This is a genomic window from Curtobacterium citreum (assembly GCF_006715175.1).
Classification (GTDB): domain Bacteria; phylum Actinomycetota; class Actinomycetes; order Actinomycetales; family Microbacteriaceae; genus Curtobacterium; species Curtobacterium citreum.
This window is the reverse complement of sequence record NZ_VFMQ01000001.1, coordinates 1,472,249-1,494,641: the sequence shown is the minus strand read 5'-3', so window position 1 is coordinate 1,494,641 and position 22,393 is coordinate 1,472,249. Positions and strand designations below refer to the sequence as shown.

The 22,393-nt window shown below is 68.3% G+C and carries 20 protein-coding genes; 10 read left to right on the top strand and 10 right to left on the bottom strand.

Features of this window, described 5'->3' with window-relative positions:
• Positions 1-28: 28 nt before the first annotated feature.
• Positions 29-262: a DUF1653 domain-containing protein gene (locus FB462_RS07145; protein ID WP_141861010.1), complete on the bottom strand. Its 234-nt coding sequence runs from the start codon at positions 260-262 to the stop codon at positions 29-31.
• A 39-nt stretch (positions 263-301) separates the two neighbouring features.
• Positions 302-1,333, bottom strand: coding sequence for a hypothetical protein (locus tag FB462_RS07140; RefSeq protein ID WP_141861008.1), 1,032 nt, complete (start codon positions 1,331-1,333; stop codon positions 302-304).
• 106 nt (positions 1,334-1,439) lie between these two features.
• Between FB462_RS07140 and FB462_RS07135 the strand changes: the two genes are divergently transcribed.
• From FB462_RS07135 to FB462_RS07115, 5 genes are all read left to right on the top strand, one after another.
• On the top strand, positions 1,440-1,922 hold the full coding sequence (locus FB462_RS07135) for a hypothetical protein (RefSeq protein ID WP_141861006.1): 483 nt from the start codon (positions 1,440-1,442) through the stop codon (positions 1,920-1,922).
• Positions 1,923-2,093: 171 nt separating this feature from the next.
• Entirely contained in the window at positions 2,094-2,570 is a 477-nt protein-coding gene (vsr, locus tag FB462_RS07130) for a DNA mismatch endonuclease Vsr (protein ID WP_141861004.1), read from the top strand.
• Positions 2,567-3,085: a hypothetical protein gene (locus tag FB462_RS07125; protein WP_141861002.1), complete on the top strand. Its 519-nt coding sequence runs from the start codon at positions 2,567-2,569 to the stop codon at positions 3,083-3,085. The genes vsr and FB462_RS07125 overlap by 4 nt, the downstream gene beginning before the upstream one ends.
• A gap of 65 nt (positions 3,086-3,150) precedes the next feature.
• The gene (locus FB462_RS07120; RefSeq protein WP_141861000.1) at positions 3,151-3,600 is read left to right on the top strand and encodes a TlpA family protein disulfide reductase; all 450 of its coding nucleotides are present in this window, start codon (positions 3,151-3,153) and stop codon (positions 3,598-3,600) included.
• Positions 3,597-4,076, top strand: coding sequence for a DUF4395 domain-containing protein (locus FB462_RS07115; RefSeq protein WP_141860998.1), 480 nt, complete (start codon positions 3,597-3,599; stop codon positions 4,074-4,076). The genes FB462_RS07120 and FB462_RS07115 overlap by 4 nt, the downstream gene beginning before the upstream one ends.
• Positions 4,077-4,254: 178 nt before the next feature.
• On the opposite strand, the gene FB462_RS07110 is transcribed toward FB462_RS07115, so the two are convergent.
• Entirely contained in the window at positions 4,255-5,196 is a 942-nt protein-coding gene (locus tag FB462_RS07110) for an ADP-ribosylglycohydrolase family protein (protein WP_141860996.1), read from the bottom strand.
• Between FB462_RS07110 and FB462_RS07105 the strand changes: the two genes are divergently transcribed.
• Together FB462_RS07105 and FB462_RS07100 are read left to right on the top strand one after the other, a co-directional pair.
• Positions 5,195-5,950 carry an NrtR DNA-binding winged helix domain-containing protein gene (locus FB462_RS07105; RefSeq protein ID WP_244289143.1) on the top strand — a complete coding sequence of 252 codons (756 nt, stop codon included), beginning with the start codon at positions 5,195-5,197 and terminating at the stop codon, positions 5,948-5,950. The two genes, FB462_RS07110 and FB462_RS07105, sit on opposite strands and share 2 nt — an antisense overlap.
• A gap of 357 nt (positions 5,951-6,307) precedes the next feature.
• The gene (locus FB462_RS07100; protein WP_167510040.1) at positions 6,308-8,347 is read left to right on the top strand and encodes a hypothetical protein; all 2,040 of its coding nucleotides are present in this window, start codon (positions 6,308-6,310) and stop codon (positions 8,345-8,347) included.
• A 974-nt stretch (positions 8,348-9,321) separates the two neighbouring features.
• On the opposite strand, the gene FB462_RS07095 is transcribed toward FB462_RS07100, so the two are convergent.
• From FB462_RS07095 to FB462_RS07065, 6 genes are all read right to left on the bottom strand, one after another.
• A complete protein-coding gene (locus FB462_RS07095) occupies positions 9,322-10,440 on the bottom strand; it encodes a DUF262 domain-containing protein (RefSeq protein WP_141860992.1) in 1,119 nt (372 codons plus the stop codon).
• A 260-nt stretch (positions 10,441-10,700) separates the two neighbouring features.
• On the bottom strand, positions 10,701-11,669 hold the full coding sequence (locus FB462_RS07090) for a hypothetical protein (RefSeq protein ID WP_141860991.1): 969 nt from the start codon (positions 11,667-11,669) through the stop codon (positions 10,701-10,703).
• A 257-nt stretch (positions 11,670-11,926) separates the two neighbouring features.
• Positions 11,927-12,916: a tyrosine-type recombinase/integrase gene (locus FB462_RS07080; RefSeq protein ID WP_141860987.1), complete on the bottom strand. Its 990-nt coding sequence runs from the start codon at positions 12,914-12,916 to the stop codon at positions 11,927-11,929.
• Between the two features lies 1 nt (position 12,917).
• Entirely contained in the window at positions 12,918-13,277 is a 360-nt protein-coding gene (locus FB462_RS07075) for an ester cyclase (RefSeq protein WP_167510039.1), read from the bottom strand.
• 320 nt (positions 13,278-13,597) lie between these two features.
• Positions 13,598-15,313: a DUF2075 domain-containing protein gene (locus FB462_RS07070; RefSeq protein WP_141860983.1), complete on the bottom strand. Its 1,716-nt coding sequence runs from the start codon at positions 15,311-15,313 to the stop codon at positions 13,598-13,600.
• Positions 15,300-15,620 (bottom strand): nucleotide pyrophosphohydrolase, encoded by a 321-nt coding sequence (locus tag FB462_RS07065; RefSeq protein WP_141860980.1) that lies wholly within the window; start codon positions 15,618-15,620, stop codon positions 15,300-15,302. Before FB462_RS07065 ends, FB462_RS07070 begins: the two co-directional genes overlap by 14 nt.
• A gap of 183 nt (positions 15,621-15,803) precedes the next feature.
• Here FB462_RS07065 and FB462_RS07060 point away from each other — a divergent pair, with 183 nt between their 5' ends.
• The gene (locus FB462_RS07060) at positions 15,804-17,915 is read left to right on the top strand and encodes a 3'-5' exonuclease (RefSeq protein ID WP_141860978.1); all 2,112 of its coding nucleotides are present in this window, start codon (positions 15,804-15,806) and stop codon (positions 17,913-17,915) included.
• A gap of 100 nt (positions 17,916-18,015) precedes the next feature.
• On the top strand, positions 18,016-20,667 hold the full coding sequence (locus FB462_RS07055) for a DEAD/DEAH box helicase (RefSeq protein ID WP_167510038.1): 2,652 nt from the start codon (positions 18,016-18,018) through the stop codon (positions 20,665-20,667).
• 25 nt (positions 20,668-20,692) lie between these two features.
• Here FB462_RS07055 and FB462_RS07050 read toward each other — a convergent pair whose 3' ends face one another.
• Positions 20,693-21,940, bottom strand: coding sequence for an exonuclease domain-containing protein (locus tag FB462_RS07050; protein WP_141860973.1), 1,248 nt, complete (start codon positions 21,938-21,940; stop codon positions 20,693-20,695).
• Positions 21,941-22,057: 117 nt separating this feature from the next.
• On the opposite strand from FB462_RS07050, the gene FB462_RS07045 reads away from it, so the two are divergent.
• Positions 22,058-22,375 carry a hypothetical protein gene (locus tag FB462_RS07045; protein ID WP_141860971.1) on the top strand — a complete coding sequence of 106 codons (318 nt, stop codon included), beginning with the start codon at positions 22,058-22,060 and terminating at the stop codon, positions 22,373-22,375.
• The last annotated feature ends 18 nt before the right edge of the window (positions 22,376-22,393 follow it).

The following is a 22,393-nucleotide window of genomic DNA, read 5'->3' as shown; positions in this document are numbered from 1 at the left end:
CCCCGTCTCGTCTGGTGCGCTGACGAGCCTAGGGGCGGCCGCCGACAGGCTCGATCCGCACGAACCGCGGTCCCTCGTAACCGTCGCGGGACACGTGCGCGGTGAAGTCGGCGAGGGACCGGACCCAGTGCCCGCGGTCGCCGTAGAGCGCCTGGTAGACGACCACCGGCTCCTCGGTCTCGACGTCCCGCGCGACGAGGACCACCTCGTACTCGCCGCCCTTGAAGTGGCGGTACCGGCCAGGGGTCACGTCGCTGCTCATCGGGCTGATGCTAGTCGGGCGCTCTCAGGCCCATCGACGTCAGCGGGACCCCGACCGTCCCACGCTGATCAGTGCGACCACGCCGCCGGCGGCTGTGACGAGCGTGGCGACGCGCCCGGTAGCCGTGTCCCAGCCCGACCACAGCGACTGCAGATCGACTGGGTGGTCTGCGAGCAGCAGCAGCGTCATCCCCAAGACCCCGAGCCCGAGGACCGACCAGTTGGCGATCCTGAGACCGATCTGCTCGGTCGTGCGATGGTCCGGTACCAACAACGTGTCCGAGTCGGGCGGCATCCGGCCGTGCGTGGCGGTCGTGAAGGCCGACGCCACGAGATCCAGCCACCGCGTCGACCAGACGTGCCAATCGAAGCTCAACCCGTGATCCTGCACGACCATCGCTGCTCGGTCGTTGATCGCCGGTTGCAGTCGGACCAACCAGACACGGTGCTCGGCAACCGGCTGACGGGCCAACTTGCTCGAACGGAACCGCCGGACGAGCACCGATTCGACGTCTGCGCTCCGCTGCGCCGCGATGCTCTGCTGGTTCGACGCCTTCGTGTCCCGCATCAACCGCTCTCCCAACAACGCGATCTGCCACTCCAGGCTCGCCCGACCGCGCCAGAGCCAGCGAGCGAGCCGCAGCGTCGCGAGCAAGGGCAGACAGGCGGCGAGGAGGAGCGAGAACATCGCGAACGGAACGGCGCCGATGTTCCTGGTCAACGAGAAGAGTGAGACGGCGAGGAAGACGTCGCCGGCAGTAGCGAGGGCTGCACACACCCAGACCACGGCGAGCATGCGACGCTGCAGGGCCGCTGCCGCCCGCGCGGCCACGAGGTGACGCGATACGAAGATCGGCCATGGGCGCGAGCTCGCCCGAGAGGTTTCCGGCACCTCCGAGAGGAACCGCCGCTCCAGGCGGCCCAGCACGCGGCCCGCGGAACCCGCGAAGGTGATCATGACCACGGCGTAGACGGTCAGCGCCCACAGCGAGAGAAGGATCATCGAGACGTTGATTGCGTTGGAGGGGTCTCGGAAGAAGGACAACGCGGGACCCACGGCGACAGGAGACATACGAGTGATCGTTGCGAACGCCGCCGACACCGGCCCTGACCGCCGGCGACCAAGGAGAGAGCCGACCGGGCGATCAACGGCGTGACGCACCCGTACTGTGGCGCACGTGGCCGATGAACCGCACGAGACCGTCCGACGAGCCGTTCGGCGCACGACGTGGATCACCGTGCTCGGCGCGGTGGTGGGCGTCGGCGTCGGGCTGTGGCTGTCCGCCGGTGAGGACCCGCTCGAGCGAGCGCTCGTGGTCGTAGGCGGGCTCATGGCGATCGGCGGGTTCGCCGGCACGGCGACGGCGCTCATCGCACAGCGACGCATGTCGTCGGTCACGAGCGCTCCCACGACCGGCCTGGACGCGGCGGGCAAGCGTGCGGTGCAGAAGGCGGTGTTCGCCGGAGTGCCCGTCGAACAGCGAGAGTCACCGCTCGCCCTGCGCGCCGCTGACCTCGCTGAGGTGCTCTCGCTGACCCTCCCCTTGGCGACCGCGCAGTTCGTCCTCCTCTACGGCGGCATCATCGGCTCGCAGGTGATCGGTCTCTCATGTCGTCGAACGGGTGGGGCGCTACGTTCCGCATCGTCCTCATCGTGGTGATGGTGATCGCAGGGGTCGTGGTGATCGTCCTGATGCGTCGGAGCACCCTCCAGGTCGACCGGTACCGCCGAGCACTCAACGCCGACGGCCCCGCTCACGCCGTTTGACGCCATGTCCACAGATCACCGATGATCCGTCGGTCCGTCAGGTCCCGGATGGAACGCTGAGGCGATGGACCGCTGGGAGGCCGACGACGCCCGCCGCCGCCACATGGCCCGGTTCGGGCGGCGGGACACCGCGCCCGAGCTCGCCGTCCGTCGTGAGCTCCACCGCCGCGGGCGCCGGTTCTTCGTCGACCGCCCGGTGAGCATCCGCTGCCGGGTCCGCCCCGACCTCGTCTTCCCGCGCGCCCGCGTCGCCGTGTTCGTCGACGGCTGCTTCTGGCACTTCTGCCCGGACCACACCCACCTGCCGAAGGCCAACGCCGAGCTGTGGCACCGCAAGCTCCTGGCGAACCGGCAGCGTGACGCCCGCAACGAGGCGATCCTGGTGCGCGAGGGCTGGCGGGTCGTCCGCGCGTGGGAGCACGACGACCCGGCCGAGACCGCGGATCGCGTCGAGCGGGTCCTCGACCAGTGGGAGGCCGTCGTGGGCCCGAGCACGCCGACCCGCGGCCCGGTACGGTGTCCGACGGAGGGGGAACGATGAGCGAGATCAACACCTGGGGTGGAACCGTCACGAAGGGCGCTGCGAAGCCGCTGTTCATCGTGCGACGGTCATGGGCAGGCTCCACGCTGATCCTCTGGCTCGGCCTCGGAGCGTTCGTGCTCGGCGCGCTCGGAGCCGTCGTGCAGTCGAGCGTCTCGTCCGACCTCGGCGGCCCGATCCCCGGGATGCTCATCGGCGCCGGCATCGTCGGTCTGCCCATCGGGGCGATCCTCTGCGGCAGCCGCATCACGGTCTACGACGAGCTGTACGACGTCCGCCGAGGCTGGGGCCGGAAGCGCCGGCGTGACGTCACCGCCCTGGAGACGCTGCGCTTCGAGAAGCAGCGGAGCGGCAACGGCATCGCGTTCATCAGCGTCGTGGGCTGGGACGCGAACCGGAAGCAGCAGTTCCGCGTGTACACGACCAACCGCGGCTTCGACGAGTTCACCGCGTGGCTCGCGCAGCACCGTCCCGAGCAGTGGGCGAAGTGCGAAGCCCTCGGCATCCCGGACTGATTCCCGCCGGTGTCACGGAGCGACACGTTCCCTCGAGCGTCACCGGTCGGGCGTAGCGTCGCCGCATGACCGTCGGAACCGCGATCGCCGTGCTCGTCGGCGTCCTCGCCCTCGCGACCGTGATCGGCCTCGTGCTGCGCCAGCGCACCGGCCGTGCCCGCACCGCCGCGACCACGATCGACGCCCCGCGCACCGACGACCTCGCCGCCGCGACCGACTACGGCCCCGCGGCGACTCTCGTCCAGTTCTCCACGCCGACCTGCGTCCGCTGCCCGGCCACCCGCCGCCAGCTCGACGCCGTCGCCGACCGCCACGAGGGCGTTCGCCGCATCGAGGTCGACCTCGCCGAACGTCCCGAACTCGCGCGCCGCTTCGACGTGATGCAGACCCCGACGGTCCTGCTCCTGGACGCCAACCGCACCGTCCGCACCCGCTTCGGCGGCCCGCCCCGCCCCGCGGAGCTCGCCGCCGCACTCGACACCGTCCTGACCGCCGGATCCCGGGAGTCCCGATGACCACCACGAACGACACCGCCCGCGGGATCGACCCGCGCTCGCCCCGCTTCGGCGCCGCGATCACGACCGTGCTCCTCGCGGCGACGATCATCCTGACCCTCGTGCCCGCCACGTGGGTCGCCGGCATCGTGCTCCTGGCCGTCATCGTCGTGTTCTTCGCGATCGGCGGCATCGCGGGCATCCGCCGCCACCCGTACGGTGCGCTGTTCCGCCGCTTCATCCGGCCGAGGCTCGCACCGCCCACCGAACTCGAGGCCCCCGAGCCCCCGACCTTCGCCCAGCAGGTCGGCCTGGTCATCACGGCCCTCGCCCTCGTGCTCGCCCTGGTCGGGGTCCCCTACGCCGCACCCGTCGGCGCTGCGATCGCGCTGGTCGCCGCGTTCCTCAACGCCGTCTTCGACGTCTGCATCGGCTGCCTGCTCTACGTGTGGCTGGTCCGGGCGGGCGTGTTCCGCCCGCGACGCAGCGCCGCCTGACGGCCGCCGGTCCTCAGGACCACCGGCAACCAGCCGGGAGGATCGCACCACCTGCACGACGCTCGTCGCGCTGGCAGGGTGATCTGTGCCTCCAGTCCGCATCGAGTCTGCTCTGCGGTGCCAGGGCGGGGGCGGAGGATCCCCCCACAGCATCCTCCGACCCCGGGCCCTGCCCTCGCTACCGCGCGGCGAGGGCCTGCTCGCTGAGGGCGACGAGGTCGTCCGCCCGCAGCGCCGGCCATCCGTGGAGCAGTTCGCGCCACTCGGCCGGGAGCGCGGACGCGCCGTACAGCGCTCCCGCCAGGCCTCCGGCGATCGCGGCCACCGTGTCGGTGTCGTTGCCGGTGCGGACCGCACGGACGAGGGCGTCCTCGAGGGTGGAGCTCTTGAGGACCGCGGCGTACGCAGCCTGGAGGGCGGACACGACCCAGCCGTTCGAGTCGGTGAAGTCGACCGGTGCGGCGTGCTCGGCGCGGACGAGTCGCTCCGCCCAGAGCTGGCGGCGGTCGAGGTCGAGCAGCTCGAGCCCGCGGAGGACGTCGAGCTCGCCGGTCAGCACCGCGTGCCGGATCGCGACGCACCAGAGGACGCACCCGTCGCCGGCGTCCGCCTCGAAGTGGGTCAGGTCGCTGATCGCACGTGCTGCCGCTGCGAGCCTCGCCTCTTCACCGTCCTCGTCGCGAAGGTAGCCGAGCACCAGCGGAGCCGTGCGCATGAGCGAGCCGTTGCCCGCGGACCGGCCCTTGAAGTCGTGTTCCTGGCGGGCCGCAGCGCGACTGTGGGCGGCGGTGCATGCCTCCAGGCCGGTGAGCACGTTGCGTGTCTGGATGCCGACGTCGGGGGCGGTCTGTGCCCACCCTGCCCAGGCGGCGACGAGGCCGTCGAGCGAGGACTCGTCGGCGGGGTCGCCGCCGCGGGCGAGGGTGCGGAGGATCGGGACGGCCATGCTGGTGTCGTCGGTCCACTCCCCCGGCGCCCAGCAGAAGGAGCCGCCGCCCGCCATGCGGATGGGTGTGGGTTCCGGCACCGCCGGCTTGAACTCGTAGCCGGCGCCGAGGGCGTCGCCCGCGGCGGAGCCGAGCACGGCACCGATCGCGCGTTCGTGTGTGGTGGTGTTCATGAGCGCCTCCCCTGGTTTGCGCGATTCTGCGCAAAGACGATCGTGGCATGCGGTCATGGTTTGCGCAAGTGTGCGTAAACTCGTCGTCGTGAGTGAGTACCGCGATGCTGCCGGAAAGCGCCTGGTCGACTACCCGCGACCCTCGGTGGCTGTGGACACCGCCGTGCTGACGGTGCCTGTGGAGGACGAGCTGTCGGTGCTGCAGGTGCGGGACGCGGTCGACGGGGACTGGCGGCTGCCGGGGACGTTCGTGCACGAGGGCGAGCGATTGGCCGATGCTGTGCTGCGGTCGCTGCAGGCGAAGGCCGGCGTCACGGGGTTGGCGCCGCAGCAGTTGCAGGTGTTCGACGACCCGGCGCGGGACAGTCGGGGGTGGGTGATGTCCGTCGGGCACCTCGACGTGGTGCCGTTCTCGTCGCTGTCCCGTGGGTTGGATGAGTCGCAGGTGCGTCTCATGCCGGTCGCCGCGGCGACGGGGATGGTGCACGGGCACGACGACATCGTGGCCGTGGCTGCGGCGCGGTTGCGGGCCGCGTACGAGGTGGCTCCGGATCCGTGGGGGCTCGTGGCGGAGCCGTTCACGATGACGGAGTTGCGGCGGGTGCACGAGGCGGTGGCGGGGCGGGCGTTGTTGCCGGACTCGTTCCGGCGGGCGATGATGCCGATGCTTTTGGCTGCGGAGGGGAAGCGGGCGGAGGGGCCGGGGAAGCCGGCGGGGGTGTGGCGGCGGCTTACTGAGACACACCCCCGCTGACTTTCTCCTCGGACGGCCCTAGGGCTCATCCAGGCCGGGCGACCGATAACAGTCTCTTATGTTAGCGCCACCGAGCTATATGTCAGCGAGGCTGCAACCGACTTTTCAGCCGAGAGCGCAACGGATCTGGCGCATCCCGCTACCATTCATTTGGAGAGTTGGCACGTCTCTACGCTCGTCGAGACGCCAAACTTCTTGCGGACGCTGATGTCCACACTTGGCGGCCGATCGGTGGCGACCAATCGGCCAGGCCCGCGACTCATGCACGACGTCCCTATCCCCTTCATGCACACAGCCACAGGCCTCCCTAAGCGATCAGCGCTGGCGCTGGACTCGGAGCCTATATAGATTCGCAGGGTGGGTGTGATCAGCGAAGATGCCGAGCTGGCCGATTCCGGGGGCAGGATGAGCACGACAACGTCCGTTGACCAGATGTTGGATGAGGTACAACCTCCCACCCCGACGGTCCGTGACTATCAGGCGTTCTGGACCACCCACGCCCGAGCCGGTTGGACCGACGCCGTTCTCGGGGAGGTGCGCTCCTGGGCGCTTCGTCGGTTGGGCCTCGACGTCAACGTCGCCGCTGACGGTGAGGCAATCTCGGCAGGCGGGGACAGACGCGCCGAGGTGATGCACCGTCAGGCGGGGAAGGAATCGGGCGTCCGGGTCAGGGTGTGGAACACGAACGGGTCTGGCACGTTCATCGTGACGATCCTCGCTGTTGAGGACCCCACAGGCGGTTGGATCCTGCTACAGACCGAATCGTCGGACCGCGCACAACGCGCGGCCAAACCAGCGGTCGCCGACGCGATTCTCGGTGTGGTGGAGTTCGAGGACATCGTCCCATTGCGGGCCACCGCTCAGCACGTCCCCCGCGCCGCACTTGAGAACCTGGAGGCGTTGCTGGGCAATCCCTCCCGGCGGCTGCCCGTCCTGGTCGCCGCCCCCATCGATGGGGTGGACTTCGACCGGTGGATCCGCGCCGTGGATAAGTGGACCCGGCACTGCGCCGGCATTGCCCACGTCTTCTCGCTCGACCCGCGCTCAGCCGAGCTGTACCGGCAGCGACACGGACGCCGGGCCGTCGCGGCAGGGACAGTGCGCACCTATCCAGCCCGGACGGACCTCGACGACCCAGCCACTGACACAGCCGCCCGATGGATCAGCGCGGAGACCCTCGCAGGCTCCGATTCCGCGGTCGCCCGAATCGTCGAGCGGTTCGTCCGGCAGCACCAGCAGACGCATCCCGTGCTCCTACCGCCGGGCGTGCGCAGCTGGTCCCGCGCCTTTGACCGGTTCGCAGCCCAGCGGCTCAGGTCCGCCGTGACGCCGACGACGTCGCCCCTCGAAGACCGCGTTGCAGCGCGACAGGCCACCCAAACGGCTCTTCGCCCGGCGCATCCCTCCCCGGTCGTCACGCCGGCGAAGAAGACCGACAAAGCGGACCTAGATACCGGTGAACTCCTCGCAACCGCGGAACGCGCGCTGGATCGACTCCGCGCACAGCTAGAGGTCAGCGAGCGTCTTCGGGAGCAGCACATGACCGAGCTCCGCCACGTCCAGGAGTTCCTGGCTCTACCCAACCTGCAGGACGACGCCCTGCTCGAGTTGCTAGACGCCGCAACCCGTGTCCAACCCGACAGCGATGCGATCACCAGGCTCCTCGCCGACAACGACTCCCTGAGAGGCCGCGTCGAAACCCTGGAGGACCTGCTCGTCGAGGAGCAGATCGATGCCGCAGACATCCTGCTGGAACGGGACCGCCTCGACACGCTGTTCGCCGCCAAGACCCGCGAGGCAGCGTTCCTCCGAGGCAAGGTGGCCGAATACGACCCCGCATCTGCATACAGCTGGGTCGACGACGAGACACCGTCGAACCCGCTCGGTGCACCACCCGGCGGATGGGAAGGGTTCCTCACGGACAGCCGCCTCGCCGAGCACGGCCTGGTCTTCACCGGTAACCCGCGCACCGTGAAGGACATTAAGTCTCTCGACTTGGACCTTGGCGGCCTCCCGTCCGCATGGGATGCACTCGGGACGCTGGCCGCCTACCGCCAGGCCCGGCTGCATGGGCTCTGGGAGGGAGGGGTCCACGCCTTCTGCGAGTCCGGGCCGGCGGACTCGTTCCACGTACCGCCCAACAAGCACGCCCGAGACGAATCCAGCGCAACCAGGAAAGACTCCAGGCTCGCCGGATATCGTCTACTACCGGTACCGAAAACCGTTGACCCAACGGGCCACGTGCACATGTGGTCGCACTTCAAGCCCTATAGTTGGTCGGCTCACCAGAAGCTGCGGATCCACTACCACGACCAAGTCACCGTAGACGAGAAGATCTACATCGGGCACGTCGGACAGCATCTACCCTCCGGCTCTACCGACAAAGTGCGCCGCTGACCCAACATCCTCGCCTATCACCTTCCCAAGGAAGGTACGCAGCGCGATCACGTCCATGCCCGGACCTGGGCCCAGACGGCGAAGGACAGGCCGACGGTCTGCTCGTTAATCTCGGAGTGGAGCAATGGGAAGATTCCTACATCTCGGCAGGAGCGGGGTGAGCGGAGAACCCGTCGCCGCTCACTGACGCGCGGAGGGTCAGCAGCCGCGCTGGCCGGACCAACGTCGGCAGCGAATCAAAACGCGGCTACTCGAAAGAGTCGCAAAAAAATTCGCGAGGGATCGCCTCAAACGGCCACGAAGGATCCTTACCAGTCGTATTAGCCGCGCCGTCCCTGAGGCGTACGACGCAGCACAGTGAAGCCACTCACCTAGAAGAAACAGCCGGCCACCCCAGGGATGGCCGGCTGTTGTCGTGATCGCCGAGCGCCGCTCGTGTGTCCGCTAATGTTAACTGGGGTTGTGTACTACGGGCTTGTAGAAATCACGTGCCGGGTCGAACCGCTTCACAATCCAAGCACCCACCACTTCCGCAGTCGAGGCCCACTCGAGAGCGCGCTTGGATGTAACACTATCGCCGTCGCCGTGCGCAATTTTCTTTCGCGACGCAACGAGAGCCCCGAGCCGGTTACCTAGAAGACCATCGTCTTCATTGAGCAAATTCGAAAGCTCCACACCCCAGGGAGTGTGGAATGACGCGACAAAGTCGACGAGCTGCTTCGGAGTAACCCCTTGACCTGAGCCCAAGCCAGATCGTATACGCTTAGTGACAAGATCAACCGAAATGCGCTCGACAAAGAAACCAGCCACGTCGTCTCGCACCGCCTCGAGATAACCCGCAGATCGCACTGTTAGGTATCGGGCGAGCGCTGTCTGCCTGTTTCCCGGGGAATCCTTCGGGAGAGTCTGCAAGGATTCAACAGCTTCGTGAAGGTCCACCAATCGCGAGCGCACGGTAGCCGGCGGCCACGCGCTCATCGGCGAACCAGCCTCCGTCGAGCAAGATCAAGCCGCGCAGTAACCGCGTCTTTATCCGCTGTAGCCCGAGTAGTGGCACTCGTGAAACCGTCGTCGGCAACGAGTTGATCTATTGCTGCACCAAGGTCAGAAGCGAGGGCTCCTTGCTGTAGACCTTCCATAACCGCAACAAATACCGCCTCTGCCTGTGCCATATTCACCTGCCCGCCTCCCGGCCGACGCATGACTCGAGGGCCGATTTCCGCGAGGCGCTCAGCTGCCCGTTCAAAGAGGGCGCCAGCCTGATCGACCACCCCGTCTTGCATCCGGTGCGCAGCAACGAAACGGTTGAGGAAGGCCTTGAGTGGACGGGCGTAACTAGCGGACTCTGCGAACAATGCAAGAATTCTTAAAACGAGCTCCTGGTCACGAATTCGGGCAGATTTCTTTCCATACAGTACTCGCCAAGAGCTCAGGGTATTGAGCCGCTCCAGAAGGTCGATAAAAGGGCCCGCATAGAGCGCCACTCGGATCTCGTGAGGGGTGAGTTGCGTCCCTCCTGCGTTGAGGCGTTCGAAGATCTGATAAACTGCATCATTCACTTCATCAGAACCATCGGCGTGCACTATTGTCGCTTGGAGGTATGAGTCATCCAACTTGAAGCGCAAGGCATCGTCAAGGCTTTCATAGGTAAGCCCTCTGAATTCCACACCGACGTTCTCGAGCTTGAACTCGCGACCCTGATGCATACCCTCATAGAATCGCCGGAGAGTCACAAGGCGCTGTTGCCCATCAAGGACTAGTAGACGGTTATCGGTAGATTGCCTGACGAGAAAAATACCGGGGATTGGGTACCCGAGGAGCAGGGATTCAACGAATCGATCCATCTGCGCCTTACTCCAGACGAATCCGCGCTGGAAGCCGGCAGATGTTATGCGTTCATCCTCATGCCCGAAGCTCGGCACAAGCATCGAACCCCGCTTCAGTCGCGTGACCAAACCTGCGACATCGAAGTCCTGGGTCGAGAATGTAACCGACGTGGCAGTTGCCTCGGGTGCAACCAGATCATCAAGCTCTTCATTGGTGAGCGTCCGCTCGAGAACCGTGGAATCAATGTCATCGTCTGCCTCAGCCATGCCGTCAACATACCGCAAACCTGAGACCGCCTCTCTATCGAGTCGTGGAGTCCGCGGCTGCTGGCCCTTCGCGTTGAGGTATGCCCCATCGCCACGCCTCGTAGGGCATGGCGTTCCCTGATCTGAAGCGCAGGAACCGGTCTCAGCAACAGATGTGCGCGACGCCCTAGAGTTGATGCACCAGGGCGCCGGCCACCCTCAAGCTGTGGGCGCGCAGATCCCCCGGCAGCGAGCTAGTCGTTGTTTTCTGGTGCTGGCCTCTACTTGGACGCGCTAGCTGCGTGCTCGAGGTCTGTGCCAAGCGCCCGGGCATCACCACAAACGGCCGCGAGTCGAACAAGGGCTGCGTCGATCGCCGCATACGTAGCGCCGAGCTCGGCGTGCGTCTCGTGCAACAACAGCGCGTCGAACCGCGACGGCTGCCGCCCGACCGCACCGAGGACCTCCTGCGGGGTCGGACCATTCGCTTCTGCTGCACGTCGACTCGTGGTGATGCTCGTCATGGACCGTCCCGACAGGCTTACCCCGGTACGCGACCAGCCGTGAATGTCTAACGGCAACAGGAGCTGCTCCGCCCGGCGCCACTCCCCCGGAACCGGCTGCTCGCAGTCGTGCCGATCGACGTCCCCCTTCGTCGGGTCAAGTAGGCGGATGACGTCGCCGCGAAACCCAGTCCAGACCGGTCCGACGATGCGCAGCCACCGAATCACCGCGCAGGCAGCACAGGACACCGGGTCATCAGATGAGGGAACGACGTGGCCTCGGATCCGGATGATGCTCGTCACCGCGACGTCGTCCGGCGTGATAGCGCGGGCCTGCTCACGGGTCAGGTGGAGGACCCCGAGGAGGACGATGAGGAACGCGTCGCGACGGCCGCGGAGCCCAATCGGGTACCGGTACTTCGGGATCGCCGCCAGCACCTCGCCAACAGCCGACTGGTCGGAGGCTTCCGAGCGCGGCCACACCCGCGCCTCCACCGTGGGTAGCGGGTCCAGGAGGCCAGCTGCAAGGTGGTGGGCGCGGATCGCGCGCCGGCGGAGCCGCTCTGTCGACGTGCTACCGGGGAACAGCGTCAGGAACTGCTCGATCGTTGCTGCCGTCGCCGGGAGCGACGCGTGACCTGCCGCCTCACACCAGGCGACGAACCGACCCCAGTGCGCCTCGAGCAGAGCCTCGCTGTCGGACCCGAGTTTGGGGCCGAGTTTGGGGGAAGTTTGGGGGGGGGTCACAAGCGCATCCGGGTGACGGCGTTGCGGACCAGGGGTGCGTATTCGCGGTCGTAGATCTGCAGGGTGGCGGCGTTGGTGTGGTGGGTCTGGTTCATGATCTCCACGTCCGTGGCGCCAGCATTGCGGGCTTCGGTGACGAACCCGGCGCGGAGAGAGTGCCCGGACCAGCCATCCTCCCCGAGCCCGGCCGCGTGCGCGCGGCGGGCGACGGCCTTCCCGACCGTGGTCGGGCTGATGCCGGTGGTGCGGAACAGGCCTCACTTCGACACGGCGCGGAAGAACGGCATCGACGGCGGTAACCGGTCGGCGCCGAGCCCGTCAGTGCAGACGTGCACGGCGAGACTCGCACCAGTAAGCGTGGCGAAGAGGCCCGCTTCCCCGCGCGCGTCCTGCGCAGCCATCAGCCGGGAGAGTCGGACATAGGCGCAGGGGGCGCAGGTGACCGGGTTTGCGCCCTGCTGCAGCACCTTGATCCGGCCGGCGCCGTCCTGGTCGGTCTTGGACTTCCGCACTCGGGCGTAGACGCCTTCGCCGTCGACGAGACGGAGATCAGCAACGGTGAGGGCGGTGAGTTCGGACTCGCGGAACGCGCCGACGAACCCGAACAGCAGCAACGCCTGATCGCGTGTTCCGAGCGCTCCGGTCTGCAGATCGGCGACGTCGATCTTCAGCAGCGTCCTCTGCAGCGCCTTCAACGTCATCGGCTTCGCCCGCCGCACCGGCACGGACCGGGTGCGACGGATCCCCTTCAGGACGTCGCGGACAACGGGTGTGGAGCCGGGTGGGGTGTGGCCGCGGCGGGCGTGTTCCCAGTCGATCGCGGCGACGTACCGGCTGATCGTTGCCGGCGCGTACCGCTGCCCACCATCAGGGAGGACGGCGTTGGCCTTGTCTGCGAGGAACGCGGCAACCTCGGTCGGGTCGACCGGTGCCGTGGTGACCTGCTCGAGCTCGTACGGTTCGGAGATCTCATGGTCGAGAAACCCGGCACGCCACCGGGCGAACTGCCGCAGGTCCGACCGATACGCGCGGATCGTGTTCTCCGACAGGGACGCTTCCGCGAACGCCCGTGGCGTTGCGCCCACCGGCACCGTCACCACAGCTGGCCCAGTAGGGGCCTCGTCGCCGGCGGCGGTTCGCAGTCGCGCGGACGCGGTGCGGGAGCGTTCCGCCGCCGCACGCTGCTCTGCCGTCATCGCCCTCCTGCTGGCGGTGGCTGCGGAGGTCACGGACTGCTGGTCGGTCACGTCAGGCGAAGCCAAGTTGCTGCAGGATGCCGAGCTGGTCGGTGCTCCCCCACCGCTCCGCGGCGCGGCCGTCCCGGAAACCGATGACCTGCACGTTGCGGATCCCGGTGAAACGGCGCCCGGTGGGGGCGTGCCCCATCCACTCCCCCGTGTGCGTACCGGCGAGGGTGGAGATCGTGATCACCTTCGTCGGTGTCGCGATCGTCTCGACGTCCTCCCGCTCGACGTCGGAGAACGCCTTCCCGAACTGCTCCCAGAACCACGCGATCCCGGACCCGTCCTGTGGTTGCCCGTCGGCGGCGTCGTGGTCGGTGAAGTCGTCCGTGAACCGCTCCTCGAGCGGCAGATCCTGCTGCCGCATCCGGTCCCGTGCTTCCAAGGTCGGACCGCCATCCACTGTGACCTCAACTGCCATTGGAGCCTCCTCGTCGTGTGGCTCGAGCCTACGCACGCCTACCAAGTCGGTTCCGATAATAGGTCTTATCGGATTCGAGACTTGGCTGCTAGGTGCTCTACAATTGCTCACTGGTCACGCGGGATCTGACCATTCTTCGGGCCGACGATCTCGCTCCCAGGGGCCAACGGAGCCAGATCCGATAGCGCTAAAGGTGATTCCGGATAGGTGACGCTTTCGACATCGGCCTCGCGATTTGGGCCGATCGATTCCCGCTCAGCTCACATTTACCCGACGACCGCTCGCAGCCGCTCCCGCAGAGCTGGGTCCACGACGTACAGGTAAGTGCCGAGCACTCCCCTCGTCATCAGGACTGCATAGATGTTGGAGACGAAGCGAAGCACGTCATCATCTGAGTACTCGATACCCAGACGCGGATTGTTCTCCATGCCCTTCTTGTCGAAGTAATTCGCCCGGTCGAACACGATCCGCTGTGTCTCCCGGTCGAAGCGCAGGTCCGGACCGATGATGACGCCCGCGTAGTTCAAGTCGTAACCCTGCACAGTGTGGATCGAACCGACCTGCTCCAACGCGCCCGCTGACGTGATCCAGTCCTTCTGCGTCTGGTTCCACCTCAGCCGCTGCCCGTCGACCTCGATGTCGAAGGCGTCCGCGTCGTTCTTGCTCTTCCACTCCCAGGCGTACCCAGCGACGAGTCGTGCGAGCCCCACCTCGGCGTCTCGTGCACGGATCGCCTCGTGCATCTTCCCGAGGTCATCGAAGAGACGCAGCTCGTAGTCGCCGAAGTCTGCTCGCTCGCGCTGCTCACCGCGAAGCAGCCCGCGGACGAACGAGACATAGTCCGAGCCACCTCGCACCCGCATCTGCGTGGAGAGCCGGTAGTGGCGATCAGACTCGCGTGCCCCCGCGATGAGTGCCCTCTGCGTGCTCTGCGGAAGGTCAGCCGGTCGGACACTCTGGTCGGAGTCGATCAGGAAGATCTGGTGCCGGCTCTGCCTGCGGATCCAGTCCGCCTGCGTCAGGTGGTCTGCATCCTCTCCGAAGAGCTTGCGGTTGATCTCTCCGAAGCTCTTGTTCTGCATGCCCGAGGCCTGATTGGCTCGATGGTTCAACCGATGGGACTCGTCGACGACGAGCAGATCCCATCGCTCGTCGCTCTGACCGACCTCGAACGGCGTCAGCACCATTGCCTTGTCGAGCCCAGGGGTCTTCGCGAATACCCGTTTGAGCGATGCCCGCAGGGCCTGCTGTGGCACGACGAGCCCGAGCCGTGCGGTGCTCAACCGATCGCGGTTCTCTTCGGTGAAGAAGTCGGAGAACAGCGCGTCGCTCTCGAGATCGTCGAACCCCTTCCCATCAGCGATGTCACTCAGGAGCTTGAGGAGGTAGACCGCGACGATGGTCTTGCCCGTGCCAGGGTCGCCCTGCACGGCGATCGGTGCAGCTGCATCGAGCTCCCAGTCGTCGAACAAGCCCTCGAGGATGTCCTCCATCACGACCGCCTGGTCACGATTGAGCGCCTTGAACGGAGACAGCTTGAAGAGTTCCCGGTTCTCGATCTCCGGCAAGCTCCGCGTGAACACCTCCTGGTGCCGCAGGGCATCGAAGATCTCCCGGAACGTCTCGCGGTAGCGGGACCGATCGTAGTACTCGGCGTCGACGATCCCCTTGTTGCTGTTCAGGACCGTGTACTTGCCGTCTGCGGCGAGCAGAGCGATGAGTTGCGACTCGAGGTCGAGGCACACCGACTTGTTGAAGGTGTCGTCGAGCACGAGACGAACCGCCTTCAGCGTTCCGCGATCAGGCGAATCCAGGTGCTGACGCATGCGGGCGGCTGTGTTCACCGTCTCCCCGACGTAGACCCGTTTCCCGTCGTCGAGGATGTACACGACCGGCCAGTTGATGAAGCGTGGGTCGACATCGCGCCAGGACCGAAGATGCTCGGCCGTGAACGGCAGCTTCTCGATGTCAAAGCTGGTCATACTTGGCGCTCCGCCCTCGAGCCCGCTCAACCGGGTACTTGGCCCGCGTCACGACGAGCTTCTCCCGGATGAGGGCTTCGGGCGAGACCCCGAGCCCGTCGGCCAGGAGGAAACAGTAGGTGAGGACGTCCGCGAGCTCCCCGCGCACCCGCGACTCATCGCCCTCCGCGTCCCATTGGAAGCATTCGAGCAGCTCCGCCGCTTCGATCGAGATGCTCTTCGCGAGGTTCTCCGACGTGTGGAACTGCGCCCATTCGCGTTCTCGGACGAACGCGCGGAGTTCTTCCTGGAGTCCGTCTTCCGCCATGCCCAGACGGTAGCAGCGCAAACATCGCTGGCGGCCCCTCAGCGCAGCCTCCGAACAACGCCCTGCACCCCGAACGGGTACTGACCTCACCCACCCCCGATCCACGAGGATGGTTCAGCACCGCGCGCCCAGGGGACGACGCACGCTGCGACGCACAGGATCCCCGGGGAACGCACCATGACGATGGCCGGGGAATCCGCAGGCCTCGAGGCCCGCCGCCAACGCGGCCTCGCCGACGCACACCGACGCCAGGCCGACGACGCCGAACGACGAGCCGAACAGTTCGAGATCGCCGAGCGCACCGAGAGCGAGACCGCCCGGATCCTCGCCCCACTCGCCGGCATCGGCTACCACCTGCTCGCCGACCGCCGGTGGCCCGGCAGCCGCACCGCCCAGGTCGACATGGTGGTCGTCGGCCGCGGTGGCGTCTTCATCGTCGACACGAAGGCGTGGCGCGAGGTCGCGGTCCACGGCGACCGGATCACCCGCGGCCAGGAGGACGTCACCGACGACATCGCCCGGCTCGCCGACCTCGCCTACTCGACCGGGGCAGCCCTCGCCGACACGGGCCTCGCACCGAACGAGGTGCACGCGATCACCGCCCTCGCCGGCCAGAGGCGGATGCACGCCCGGGTCGCGTCGGTCGACGTCCTCGGCGTGCACGACGTCATCGGGCACATCACCAAGCGCGGTGCCCGGCTCTCGGCCTCCCGCGTCGACGAGGTGCTCGCGGCGCTCCTGCAGCACTTCCCCGTGATCGGCGAGCAGCCGGACACAGCGCCGCAGGTCGTCGTGCCGGCGCCGGTCCTCGCGCGGAGCGCCCCACCAGCCATCGCAGGCAATGAAGGAGCCGACGACGTCCACACGAACGAAGCGCACGACGACGAACTCGTAGAGAAGCTGCTCGACGGCGTCCTCGAGGCCCCGATCGAGGAGTGGATGGCGTTCCTCGACCCGGCACAGGCGAAGCTCGTCCGCCGCAGCTTCAACGGTCCCGCGCGGATCCGCGGTGCCGCGGGCACCGGAAAGACCGTCGTCGGCCTGCACCGCGCCGCCTACCTCGCGCGCGCCACCGGCAGTCGCGTCCTGTTCACGACGTACATCGCGACCCTCCCCGCCGTCCTCGAATCGCTCCTCGCGCGCCTCGCGCCCGACATGGTCAGTCGCGTCGACTTCATGGGCGTCCACGCGTTCTCGAAGCGCCTGCTGGACGAGCGCGGGATCGCGTACCGCGTTCCCGGACGGGAGGCGCGACTCGCGTTCGACGACGCATGGAACGCGATCCGCGCCTCCAGTCCGCTGCGCTCGGCGCGTTTCACGCGCCGGTACTGGGAGGACGAGGTCAAGCACGTCATCAAGGGACGCGGCCTGACGCGGTTCGAGGAGTACGCCGACCTGTCCCGTGTCGGACGCAAGCACGCGCTCCCGCTGGAGACGCGGCAGGCGGTGTGGGACCTCTACGAGGCGTACGCGACGGGTCTGCGGAAGCGCGGCGGGACGGACTGGGAGGACGTCGTCCTCATGGCGCGCGACGCCCTCCGCGAGCGCCCGCTCGACCGGTACGGCGCGGTGATCGTCGACGAGGCCCAGGACCTGTCGTGCGCGATGGTGTCGATGCTGCACACGCTGGTCGGCGACCGACAGGACGGCCTCACCCTGATCGGCGACGGGCAGCAGACGATCTACCCGGGCGGCTACACCCTCAGCGAGCTCGGGATCAGCCTGGCCGGACGCGGAGTCGTGCTCGACCTGAACCACCGCAACACCGCCGAGGTACTCGAGTTCGCGAAGCAGATGGTCGCCGATGATCAGTTCGTCGACATCGAGGGGGTCGACGGCGTGGGTGACGCGGTCTCCGCGGTGACCCGCTCCGGGAGCGTGCCGACGGTGCACCGGGCGACGAGCGCCGGCGACCACGACGCGGCGATGGTCGCGCGCATCCGGCAGGTCCTGCGCCTGGTCGGGACCGGGCACGGCGACGTCGGCGTCCTCACCGCGACGAACCAGCACGCGGACGAGGTCTCAGCGGCGCTGCGGGCGGCGGGCCTCCCGGTCGTGTCGCTGCAACGCTACGACGGCCGGACCGTCGACGCGGTGAAAGTTGGGACGATCAAGCGCGCGAAGGGGCTCGAGTTCAAGCAGGTGCTGCTCGCACACGTGCGCGAACGACTCCTCGCCGAGCAGACCGGCCAGCCGTCGGAGGCCGACCGGGAGCGCCGGGAGCTCGACCGCCGGGAGCTGTACGTCGGCATGACCCGGGCCCGGGACGGGCTGTGGGTCGGCGTTCGCCGGTGACGGCGCTGCAGGTGTCGCAGTCGTCGGCGTCGGGGTCGTCGGCGGCGGGCGCGGGCTCGGCGCCATGCAACGATGAGCTCGACAACCGGGGAGGGCGGCGATGGTCGACAAGGTGATCCGAGACCGCATGCGGATGCTCGCGGACGTCGCAGATGGCATCCGTGCGCACCGCACCGCTGCTCAGTCGGCAGCGACGGCAGCAGTCGACGCAATCCTGTCCCGTCGTGTCGAGGTCCGCGGCACCGCACTGTCCTGCTCGGTCATCCCGCTCCACCAAGGCGACGAATCGCTCGCGGCCACCATCGAGCACGCCGCTGCGCTCCCCCGCATCGACCGGCCCGTCGAGGAGCTGCTCGACATGCTCACGAACGACGTCCGCCGCGCACTCGACGACGAAGACGCGGTCTCCGGTATCGCGAGCCTCTTCGTCGGCCGGGAGCGCCGCGACGCAGCCGCGCGTGCCGGCCACTACCTCGAGGACACGAACGCTTGGCTCGACCGGAGCGGCGTCCTGGCGGCGCTGCAGGCGGTGGACACGCAGGACCGCCGTCCCGTGCCGAGCAGCCTCGAGCCGCTGCTGGACACCGAGGGCCGGCTGCTCGCGTCGACCGCGGACCTCGGTCCTGCCGCCCTCATCGACCTCGCCGCGCTCGACCACCTGCCGCGGACGATCGGGATCCTGCGTGAAGCCGTGGAGGCAGCCGGGTCGTCGCGCGAGCGCGTGCTCGAAGCCGGTCGTCGGGTCCGCGAAGACGCCGCGCGCCGCGAGCTCCGCCAGATGGACGTCGAGCGGCTGCGCGAGGTCACGCGGGATCAGCTCCGGCTCGGTGCCGTCCGGGACGCGGGCATCGAAACCGTCGGCCAGTTGCTCGCGGACCCGATCGTGGCCGGTCGGCTCCCCGGCGTCGGCGAGACGACCGCGACCCGGATCAACGCCGCCGCTCGGGCGATGCAGGACGCGGCTCGTGCCGATGCGGCCGTCCAGATCGACGCCCGTCGGCAGGACACCGGGAGCGTCGCACTCGTCTCGGCGCTCCGGACGTGGGAAGCGGTCAAGAACAGTGGCGGCCCCCGCGTCGCCGGGCTCGTCGACGAGCTCGGCCCCTTGGCGACCGCGGTCGCTCACGGCGCCGTCCTCGGCATCGTGCACCAGCCGGGAGCGATCGCCTCCGGCGGCTTCAACCCCTCAGAGGGCACGGTCGAGCGGCTCGAGATCGACGCGGACGACGCGCGGCAGCGGGCCGTCCGTGCAGCCGGGGATCGCGAGCGGCTCCGGTCGACCGACGACTGGAGCGACTTCCTCGACCGACCGGCGAGCTACTTCGCACTGCTCGACGAAATCGGTCTGACGGACTCGAGGACCGCGGGCCGTGGCTCACTCCCCGAGGGCCTGATCGAGCAGGTCGAGCGCTTCGAGCTCGACACAACGCTCCTGACGGCATCGCTCCGTGGCTACCAGCGGTTCGGCGCCGCGTTCGCCCTGGTGCAGGAGCGGGTCGTCATCGGCGACGAGATGGGGCTCGGCAAGACCGTCGAGGCGCTCGCCGTGGTGGCGCACGTCGCAGCGGCACATCAGACCGCGGACGGACCAGCACCGCGGTTCGTCGTGATCTGCCCCGCAGCCGTGGTGGCGAACTGGATCCGGGAGACCGAGAAGCACACCCGGGTTCCGGTGCACCGCCTGCACGGTCCGAGCCGTTCGCTTGGCGTGGACGCCTGGCTCCGCGACGGTGGCGTCGCGGTCACGACCTACGAGACGCTCGCCTGGCTCGGCACCCGCATCCCCGAGGACCAACGGTTCGCGGCCGTCATCGTCGACGAAGCGCACTACGTCAAGAACCCCGACGCCAAACGCACGAAGAACACCCGCACGCTCCTCGACCGCTCCGACCGCGTCGTCCTGATGTCGGGCACGCCGCTCGAGAACCGCGTCGAGGAGTTCCGCGTCCTCGTCGACCACATCCGCCCGGACCTCACGGTCGACGCCGAGCACGACCCGATGGCGTTCCGGAAGCAGATCGCACCCGTGTACCTGCGCCGGAGTCAGGAGGACGTCCTGACGGAGCTCCCCGACCTCGTCGAGGTCGACGAGTGGACCGACCTGACCCCGGCCGAAGCCTCCCGGTACGCCGATGCGGTCGCCAGCGACAACTTCCACGCGATGCGACAGCTCGCGATGCTCGACGGCGACGCCTCGAGCAAGGTCGAGTCGCTCCGGGAGGTCGTCGCCGATGCCCGCGCGAACGGTCGCAAGACGCTCGTGTTCTCGCACTACCGTGCAGTCCTCGAAGCGGCACGTCAGGCGGTCGGGGGCGAGGTCTTCGGTCCGCTGAGCGGTTCGACGTCCCCGACGGCCCGCCAGGAGATGGCGGACGCGTTCTCCGCGGCGGCTCCCGGAGCGGTCCTGATCGCCCAGATCATCGCCGGCGGTGTGGGGCTCAACATCCAGGCGGCCTCGGTCGTCGTGATCTGCGAGCCGCAGCTCAAGCCGACGACCGAGTGGCAGGCAATCGCCCGGGCCCGACGGATGGGCCAGCTCGACACGGTCCAGGTGCACCGGCTGCTGTCCGAGGACGGCGTCGATGCGGCCCTGGTCCGGATGCTCGCGCGGAAGTCGCAGATCTTCGGCGACTTCGCCGCCGTCAGCGACACCGCGCAGGCCTCGATGCAGGCGTTCGACATATCCGAGTCGCAGCTCATCACCCAGGTGCTCGCCGAGGAGCGAGCTCGCTTGGCCGCTGTGCCGGCCTGATCCGACACCGGCCTCGACAGGCTGCTCAGCGCGCCGCCGCCAACGCTTCCTCGAGCACGTCCTCCCCGAGGATCGGGATCCCGTACTGCCGCGCCTTCTTCGCCTTCCCCGACAGGCTGTCGACGTCCGCCGCGATGAGCACGGTCGTCTTCTTCGTCACCGCCGGTGCCGTCCGGATGCCGTGCCGAGCCAGGTCGGCCTCAATGGCGGCACGACCGCGACGCATCTCACCCGTCAGCGTCACGATGCTGCTCTCATCGAGCGAGACGCTCTCGTCCTCGGGCTCGACCGCCGCCGTCGCCGCACGCCGCTCGCCCGGCTTGCGGCTGTGCACCGCGTCCTCGAGGCGGTCGTTCGGGATCCCGAGGAGCGCAGCCACACGCTCCAGCTGGATGTGCTCCTGGATGGTCAGGATGCCATCGGCCCAGACCGCCTCGACCAGGTCGTCGAAGTAGCGGTGGTGCAGTCGGCGCTGCTGGTCGGTGGTCAGGCCCGAGTCTTGCGCGAGTGCCTCGAGCGCCGCCGTCTCAGAGGTGCTGAGGAGCCCGTCCGCGAGTGCCGCGTCGAGCAGCGCTGCGTACTGGAAGGCAGCGCCGCTGCCGTCGACCGCCGGCATCCGATCCGTGGCCCGGTCGACCCTCGACCGAGTGACTGCAGCCCCACCGCGCCGTCGCGGAAGCCACCCGGCTCCGGTCGACGGGACCCGCGGCCACGTGAGCCCTGCGGCCGTCGCGCCCCAGGTGTCCCAGCGGCTCCGGTCCGCTGACGTCGCCATGTAGGCGGCGAGCAGCTGGGAGGTCGCCCGGGCGTCGGCGAGCGCCTCGTGCGCATCGGTCAGCTCGATGTCGTAGGCGCTGCAGCAGTCGGCGAGCTTCCGCCCGGAGCCGGGCAGGAACTCGAGCGCGAGCCGCATCGTGCAGAGCGCCCGGGACGCGTCGGAGAACGGCGACCGCACACCGATCCGGTCGAACTCCGCGTGCAGGAAGCGCGCTTCGAACGGCGCGTTGTGCGCGACGAGGACGCGCCCTCGGAGGCGATCGACGAGCGTGCCTGCGATGTCCTGGAAGGTCGGCGCTCCCGCCATGTCGGCGCCCCGCAGCTGGTGGATGTGCGTCGGTCCCAAGTCGCGGTCCGGGTTCACGACGGTCTCGAAGGACTCCTCGACCTGTCCGTCCGGTGCGACGTGGACGATCCCGATCTCGATGACGCGGTGCCCGTAGGCCGGCGACAGACCCGTCGTCTCGAAGTCGACGACGGCGTACCCGTTGTGCATGTTCCCCCGGAGTTCCTCCGAGCCGCGTCGGTGATGTGCGACTCCTCGACACCATCCTCGCTTCTGCGCCGCCGGAACGCGAGTGCCCGGCTCGGGTACGCCGCTACGCTCGCCCTCATGCCCGAGCGCATCATGTACGTCCAGCTGAAGACCGGCCACCCCCTCGACGCCGGCCCCGCCTGGATCAGCCGCGTGCACTTCACCAAGACCTGGAAGACGGCGTACTTCCACGGCCGCACCCTCGCCCGCAAGCAGTCGTGGGACGCCAACTTCCGCGACGTAGAGACCGACGAATGCTTCTGGCTCTCCGGCCCGAAGCGCGACCGCACCGACGCCCGGTACGGCCACGGCTCCCCCACCGTCGACGACGACGCCCGCGCCGACTACGAGGCGTTCCTCGACGGCGCCCCACTCCCCGGGCGCGAACACGGCTGACCTCCCGGCAAACGCCTC